The sequence below is a fragment of the Cupriavidus sp. GW821-FHT07C08 genome, assembly GCF_059419025.1.
The window spans coordinates 26507-34144 of the sequence record NZ_JBWKQZ010000051.1; the positions used below are offsets into that span (position 1 = coordinate 26507).

At 69.0% G+C, this 7638-nt stretch carries 7 protein-coding genes and 1 pseudogene; all 8 read left to right on the forward strand.

The annotated features are described in order from the left end of the window. Positions 1 to 3 precede the first annotated feature (3 nt). Positions 4 to 1668, forward strand: a complete 1665-nt coding sequence (locus AC07UK_RS37265; RefSeq protein ID WP_436224727.1) for a cytochrome D1 domain-containing protein — start codon at positions 4 to 6, stop codon at positions 1666 to 1668. Positions 1669 to 1680: 12 nt separating this feature from the next. Next, entirely contained in the window at positions 1681 to 2043 is a 363-nt protein-coding gene (locus AC07UK_RS37270; RefSeq protein WP_494688111.1) for a c-type cytochrome, read from the forward strand. Beyond that, a complete protein-coding gene (locus AC07UK_RS37275) occupies positions 1983 to 3218 on the forward strand; it encodes a cytochrome D1 domain-containing protein (RefSeq protein WP_436224725.1) in 1236 nt (411 codons plus the stop codon). The genes AC07UK_RS37270 and AC07UK_RS37275 overlap by 61 nt, the downstream gene beginning before the upstream one ends. 7 nt (positions 3219 to 3225) lie before the next feature. Beyond that, entirely contained in the window at positions 3226 to 4215 is a 990-nt protein-coding gene (gene ahbB / locus AC07UK_RS37280; RefSeq protein WP_494688112.1) for a siroheme decarboxylase subunit beta, read from the forward strand. Then, positions 4212 to 4676, forward strand: coding sequence for an Lrp/AsnC family transcriptional regulator (locus tag AC07UK_RS37285; RefSeq protein WP_436224723.1), 465 nt, complete (start codon positions 4212 to 4214; stop codon positions 4674 to 4676). Before ahbB (AC07UK_RS37280) ends, AC07UK_RS37285 begins: the two co-directional genes overlap by 4 nt. After that, entirely contained in the window at positions 4676 to 5176 is a 501-nt protein-coding gene (ahbB, locus tag AC07UK_RS37290; protein ID WP_494688113.1) for a siroheme decarboxylase subunit beta, read from the forward strand. The genes AC07UK_RS37285 and ahbB (AC07UK_RS37290) overlap by 1 nt, the downstream gene beginning before the upstream one ends. Before the next feature lie 12 nt (positions 5177 to 5188). Then, positions 5189 to 6352, forward strand: coding sequence for a heme d1 biosynthesis radical SAM protein NirJ (gene nirJ / locus AC07UK_RS37295; protein WP_494688114.1), 1164 nt, complete (start codon positions 5189 to 5191; stop codon positions 6350 to 6352). Next, a pseudogene (locus tag AC07UK_RS37300) lies at positions 6349 to 7560 on the forward strand (cytochrome D1 domain-containing protein); the annotation flags it as partial. The gene nirJ and the pseudogene AC07UK_RS37300, both read left to right, overlap by 4 nt. Positions 7561 to 7638: the final 78 nt, after the last annotated feature.

Here is a 7638-nt window from a genome sequence, read left to right on the forward strand (position 1 = left end):
CCCATGAAAGCAAAAAACTGGCTGTACCCGGCAATCGCGGCATTGCCGCTCTCACTCTGGCTCGGGCTGCCACATGCAGCCACCAAGGCAGAACCGAAGGCGGAACAGAAGGCCGCCATCCCCACCCTCACTGCCGCTGAGTTCGACCACGCCCGGCAGATCTATTTCGAGCGCTGCGCCGGCTGCCACGGCGTGCTGCGCAAGGGCGCGACCGGCAAGGCGCTGACGCCGGACATCACCCGCGCGCGCGGCACCGAGTACCTGAAGACCTTCATCAAGTACGGCAGCCCCGCCGGCATGCCAAACTGGGGCACCTCGGGCGATCTCTCCGACCCGGAAGTCGACTTGATGGCGCGCTATATCCAGCTCGACCCGCCGACCCCGCCTGAGTACTCGCTGGCCGATATCGAGAAAAGCCGCAAGGACATCCTGCCGGTGGCCCAGCGCCCGACCAGGAAGATGAATCAGTACAACCTGGACAACCTCTTCTCGGTCACGCTGCGCGATGCCGGCGAGGTGGCGCTGATCGACGGCGACAGCAAGCAGATCATCAATATCGTCAAGACCGGCTACGCGGTGCATATCTCGCGCATGTCGGCGTCCGGGCGCTACCTGTATGTGATCGGCCGCGATGCGCGGCTGGACCTGATCGACCTGTGGCTGCCCAAGCCCGATATCGTCGCGGAAGTGAAGGTCGGCATGGAGGCACGCTCGGTCGAGACCTCCAAATACAAGGGCTATGAGGACAAGTACGCCGTGGCCGGCTCCTACTGGCCGCCGCAGTACGTGATCATGGAAGGCGACACGCTCAAGCCGCTCAAGGTGGTCTCCACGCGCGGCATGACCGTGGACAACGAATACCACCCCGAGCCGCGCGTGGCGGCCATCGTCGCCAGCCATTTCCATCCGGAGTTTGTGATCAATGCCAAGGAGACCGGCAAGATCCTGATGGTCAACTACTCGGACCTGTCCAACCTGAAGACCACCACGATTGATTCAGCCAAGTTCCTGCATGACGGCGGCTTCGACGCCACCGGCCGCTACTTCCTGGTGGCCGCCAATGCGTCCGACAAGATCGCCGTGGTCGACACCAAGGAGAACAAGCTGGCCGCGCTGATCAACGTGGGCAAGACCCCGCATCCGGGGCGCGGCGCCAACTTCACGCATCCGAAGTTCGGCCCGGTCTGGACCACCAGCCACCTTGGCGACGAGACCATCAGCCTGATCGGCACCGACCCGGCCGGACACCCGGCGCAGGCGTGGAAGGTGGTGCAGACCATCAAGGGCCAGGGCGGGGGCTCGCTCTTCATCAAGACCCACCCGAAGTCGTCCAACCTGTGGGTCGACACGCCGCTGAACCCTGACGCCAAGCTCAACCAGTCGGTGGCGGTATTCGACACGCGCAACCTGGAAGCCGGCTACAAGGTGCTGCCGATCGCTGAATGGGCAGACCTGAAGGGCGCGGGCGCCAGGCGCGTGGTGCAGGCCGAGTACAACAAGGCCGGCGACGAGGTCTGGTTCTCGGTCTGGGGCACCAAGGACGGCGAGTCCGCGCTGGTGGTGGTCGATGACAAGACCCGCACACTCAAGACCGTGATCAAGGACAAGCGCCTGGTCACCCCGACCGGCAAGTTCAACGCCTACAACACGCAGCACGACGTGTACTGAGCCGGCGCCACCATGCGTAATCACATCGCCTGGCGGCGCGCTGCGCTGGCGGGGCTGGCAGCTGCCTTGCTGGGCGCAGCGCCCGGCGCGGCGGCCCAGCCCACCCCTGCCCGGCAGGCGCAGCTTGCGCACTGGCTTCGCGATGACTGCGGCGCCTGCCATGGCATGACGCTGCGCGGCGGGCTGGGCCCGCCGCTGACGCGCGAGGCACTGTCCGGCAAGCCGCCCGCGGGCCTGGTCGCCACCGTGCTGTACGGCCGCCCCGGCACCGCGATGCCGCCCTGGCAACCCTTCATGACGCAGGATGAAGCCCAATGGCTGATCGATCGACTGCAGGCCGGCAAGCCACCGGCCGCCTCGCCGCAAGGCAACTGATCCGCGGCCTGGCCGCGGCCTTGTGCGCCACCGTTGCCGCCGCGCTGGTGGCCGGTTGTGCCAGCGCCGTGCGCGGCACCGGCGACCTAGGCGTGGTGGTGGAGCGCGCCGCCGGGCGGCTGCAGATCGTCGAAACCACCGGCATGACCCGGCTGGCAACCGTGGAAGGACTCGGCGATTTGTCCCACGCCAGCGTGGTGTTCTCGCGCGATGCGCGCTACGCCTATGTCTTCGGCCGCGACGGGGGACTGACGCGCGTGGACCTGCTCAGCGCCCGCATCACCCACCGCGTGCTGCAGGCGGGTAACAGCATCGGCGGCGCGATCTCGCAGGATGGCCGCGTGGTGGCCGCGCAGAACTACGCGCCTGGCGGCATCCGCCTGTTCGACGCACAGACCCTTGAACCGCTGGCTGACCTGCCGGCGATCGGCAATGACGGCCGCCGCTCCAAGGTGGTGGGCCTGGCCGACCTGCCCGGCCGCCGCTTTGCCGCCAGCCTGTTCGAATCCGGCGAGGTCTGGATCATCGACGCCAGCGATCCGCGCCAGCCGCAGGTGACACGCCTGCCAGCCGGCCGCGAGCCGTACGACGGACTGGTCACGCCCGATGGCCGCTGGTACCTGGCCGGCCTGTTCGGTGAGGACGGCCTGGCGCTGGTCGACCTGTGGCAGGCGCCGCTGCAGTCGCGCCGCGTGCTCTCCGGCTACGGCCGCGGCAGCGCGCCGCAGCCGGTCTACAAGATGCCGCACCTGCGCGGCTGGGCCATGGCCCAGGGCATGGCGTGGCTGCCGGCGATCGGCCGTCATGAGGTGCTGGTGGCCGACCTCGCCAACGGCTGGCAGCAGGCCGCGCGCGTGCCGCTGGCCGGCCAGCCGGTCTTTGTGATGGCACGGCCCGATGGGCGCCAGGTCTGGGTCAACTTCGCCTTCCCCCACAACGACACGGTGCAGGTGATCGACACCGCCACGCGCCAGGTGGTGCGCACGCTGCATCCCTGCCGCGGCGTGCTGCATATGGAATTCACACCCAAGGGCGAGGCGCTGTGGCTGTCCTGCCGCGACGACAACCGCGTCGAGGTCTACGACACCGCCAGCCTGGCGCGCATCGCCACGCTGCCCGCCGACAACCCCAGCGGCATCTTCTTCACCGTGCGCGCGCAACGGTTCGGCATGTAAGGGCACCATGTACGATGAACTGAACCTCTACGACACCCTGCAGCGCGATTTCCCGCTGCAGCCGCGGCCCTACCAGGCGCTGGCCGGCAAGCTCGGCCTGTGCGAGCACACGCTGCTGAGCCTGCTGGCGCGCGACTTGGGCAGCGGACGCATCAGCCGCGTCGGCGCCGTGTTCGCGCCCAACGTGATCGGCGTCAGCACGCTGGCGGCGCTGTCCGTGCCGCCGGCCCAGCTGGACCGCGTGGCGGCGCGCGTCAGTGCCTGCGCGGCGGTCAGCCACAACTATGCGCGCTGCGGCCACCCGTACAACCTGTGGTTTGTCGCGGGCGCGCGCGAGCGCCGCATGCTCGACGTCACGCTGGCGTCGATCGGGGACATGACCGGCCTGGCGCCGCTGGACCTGCCCATGGCCCGCGAGTATCACATCGACCTCGGTTTCCCGCTCGCGCGCCCGGGCAGCGCACGCGCCCGCCGCGCTGCCAGCGCGGCCGCTCCCGCCGCACCTGTCGCCCTGGACGATGACGATTGGCGCCTGGTGGCCGCACTGGAAGCCGGCCTGCCGCTGACGCCGCGCCCGTTCCACGCGCTGGCGGCGCAAGCGCGGATGCCGATGCCGCAGGTCCTGGAGCGGCTGGCGCACTGGTCCGCGCAGGGCGTGATCCGGCGCCTGGGCGTGGTACTGCAGCATGGGCGTTTCGGCTTCCGCCACAACGCCATGTGCGTGTGGGACGTGCCCGACGCGCATGTCGACGCCATCGGCATGCGGCTGGCCCGGCAGGCGCGCGTGACCCTGTGCTACCGCCGCGCGCGCCGGCTGCCCGACTGGCCCTACAACCTGTTTGCGATGGTCCATGCGCGCAATGCGGAGGACTTGCAGCCCGCACTGGCGCGCATCCACGCCACCGCCGGGCTGGAACATGCGCCCGGGACCGTGCTGGTCGGCACGCGCTGCTACAAGCAGCGCGGCACACGCTATGCCATGCAGGTGTCGGCATGACCCGTGCAATCGCCGCACTCGACCCGCTCGACCGCCGCATTATCAACGCGCTGCAGCGCGGCCTGCCACTGGTGCCGCATCCGTATGCCGAAGCCGCGTCGGCCCTTGGCATCACCGAGGCCGAACTGCTGGAGCGGCTGCGCGCACTGCTTGCAGCAGGCGTGCTGACACGCTTCGGCCCGCTCTACCAGATCGAGCGCGCGGGCGGAAGCTTCGTGCTGTGCGCCTGCCATGCGCCCGCCGAACGGATGGAAGCTGTGATCGCCGCCATCAACGCGCACCCCGAGGTCGCCCACCACTATGCCCGCACGCATCACCTGAACCTGTGGTTCGTGCTGGCGGTGGCCCGGCCGCAGGAGGTCGCACCGGTGCTCGCGCGCATTGCCGCGGCGGCCGGCGTCGAGATCCTGCCATTCCCGAAGGAACGCGAGTTCTTCGTCAACCTCTACCTGCCCGCGTGATGTCCGAGTCTGTCGGTCCCGTCGACCTGGCGTTGATCCGCGCCACGCAAGCTGGCCTGCCGCTGGTGCCGGCGCCCTATGCGGCAGTGGCCGACAAACTCGGCCTGACCGAGCAGGAAGTGATTGCGCGGCTCGCCGCGATGCAGGCGCGCGGCGTGCTGCGCCGTATCGGCGCCGTGCCCGACCACTATCGGCTGGGCTGGCGCGCCAACGGGATGACCGTGTGGGACGTGGACGATGCGTGCATTGACACGCTGGGCGAGCGCATCGGCGCCCTGCCCTTCGTCAGCCATTGCTATCGCCGTCCGCGCCACTTGCCGCATTGGCCCTACAACCTGTTCGCGATGGTCCATGCGCGCTCCCGCGAAGACGCCGCGCCGCAGGTTGCCGCGATCGCGGCACTGCTTGGCGGCGCCTGCCGCGCGCACAACGTGCTGTGGTCCACCCGCATCCTCAAGAAAACCGGGCTGCGCCTGCCGCCGCCCGGCCCAGACCAATAGGAAACCCCGCCCATGTTCCGCCTGTCCCGCTTCATGGAAGCCCTGCGCGATGCCGGCCCGGTGCCGCCGCCGCGCAAGCCCGCCGGCCCGGTGGTGATCTGGAACCTGATCCGCCGCTGCAACCTCAACTGCCGGCATTGCTATGCCACCTCCGCCGACACGGACTTCAAGGGCGAACTGGATACCGCCGAAGCGCTGCGCGTGCTCGACCAGCTGCACGATGTGCGCGTGCCCGCGCTGATCCTGTCCGGGGGCGAACCGCTGCTGCGGCCTGACCTCTATGAGATTGCCGCACGTGCGCGCGCGCTCGGCTTCCACCTGTCGCTGTCGTCCAACGGCACGCTGCTTGATGCAGGGCATGCCGCCCGGCTCGCGGCAGCGGGCTTCGACTACGTCGGCGTCAGCCTGGACGGCTTGCCCGCCACGCACGACCGGTTCCGCCGCAGCGACGGCGCCTTTGCGCAGGCGCTGGCGGGCCTGCGCGCCGCGCGTGCGGCCGGCCTGCGCGTGGGCGTGCGCATGACGCTGACCGAAGCCAACGCGGCGCAACTGCCCGACCTGGTGGCCCTGACCGAACGCGAGGGCATCGACAAGTTCTACCTGTCGCACTTCAACTATGCAGGCCGCGCGCGCAGCCATCGCGCCGAAGACGCGCACCATGTGCGCACCCGCGCCGCGCTCGACTGGCTGTTCGACCACGTCTGGCAGCGCACCCAGCAGGGCCATGCGGGCGACTTCGTCACCGGCAACAACGATGCGGATGGCGTGTACCTGCTGTACTGGATCGCCAGGCGCTTGCCGCACCGCATGGCCGATATGCGCCAGCGGCTGGAACACTGGGGTGGCAACGCCACCGGCGTCGGCGTGGCCAATATCGACAACCTGGGCAATGTCCATCCCGACACGATGTGGTGGCACGTGACCGTGGGCAATGTGCGCGAGCGGCCGTTCGGCGAGATCTGGGCCAGCCGCGCCGATCCACTGATGGCAGGCCTGGCCAGCACGCCGCGTCCGCTGCAGGGGCGTTGCGCAGGCTGCGCATATCGCGCCATCTGCAACGGCAATACCCGGGTGCGCGCCTTTGCGCTGACAGGCAACGCCTGGGCGGAAGACCCGGGTTGCTACCTGAGCGATGACGAGATCGCGCATGCGCTTGGCACGGAGGTCGCAGCATGAAGACCGTGCTCCGATGGCTGGTCGCCCTGGCCTTTGCCGGTGCCGCGCAAGCCGCCATGGCCGCCGACCCCGCGGCGCTCTACAGCCAGCACTGCGCCGCCTGCCATGGCGCCGACCGCCTCGGCGCCATGGGCCCCGCGCTGCTGCCGGAAAGCCTGGAGCGCCTGCGCGCCGGCGAACTTGACCAGGTGCTGCACGATGGCCGCGCCGCCACGCAGATGCCGGCATTCGCCGGCACGCTGGCCGAACCCGACTTGCAGGCGCTGGCGCGCTGGCTGCGCACGGCACCCACAACCATCCCGCAATGGAACGTGGAAGCCATCCGCGCCAGCCATATCGTCCACCACGCCCCCGGCAGCCTGCCGGCACGGCCCCTGTTCAGCGCCGATCCGCAGAACCTGTTCGTGGTGGTGGAGGCCGGCAGCCATCATATGACCGTGCTCGACGGGGACCGGCTGGCACCGGTCCATCGCTTTGCCACCCGCTTTGCGCTGCACGGCGGCCCCAAGTTCAGCCGCGACGGCCGCTATGTCTACATGGCCAGCCGCGATGGCTGGGTCAGCAAGTACGACCTGTGGAACCTGGCCTATGTGGCGGAGATCCGGGTCGGCGTGAACACGCGCAACGTCGCCGTCAGCGACGACGGCCGCTGGGTGCTGGCCGGCAATACGCTGCCGCGCACGCTGGTGCTGCTCAATGCCGAAGACCTGTCGCTGGCGCGGGTGATCGACGTGAGGGGGCGCGATGGCGAGGCCTCGCGCGTCTCCGCCGTCTACGACGCCGCGCCGCGCCACAGCTTTATTGCCGCGCTGAAGGATATCGCCGAGGTCTGGGAGATTCCGTATGCCGATGCGGCCGACTCGCCGCTGCCGGCGCTGGCACCGCGCGTGGTGGTGCTGGATGATGTGCTCGACGACTTCTTCTTCGACCAGTCCTATCGCCATATCCTGGGCGCTTCGCGCAAAGGTGGCGCACAGGTGATCGACCTGCAGCAGGGCCGCAAGGTTGCGGCGCTCGCGCTTGGCGGCATGCCGCACCTGGGCAGCGGCATCACCTGGCAGCGCGACGGACGTGAAGTAATGGCCTCGCCCGACCTCGGGCAAGGGCGCATCACGGTAATCGACATGCAGGACTGGCACACGGTCGCCACCATACCAACCAATGGCCCAGGCTTCTTCCTGCGCAGCCATGAAAACACCCCCTACGCCTTAATGCCGTTCAGTTAAGAGCTGAACGGCATTTTTGTATGTAGCGTCAGAGGAAGTTGTAAACGCTGCGCCGAAGTG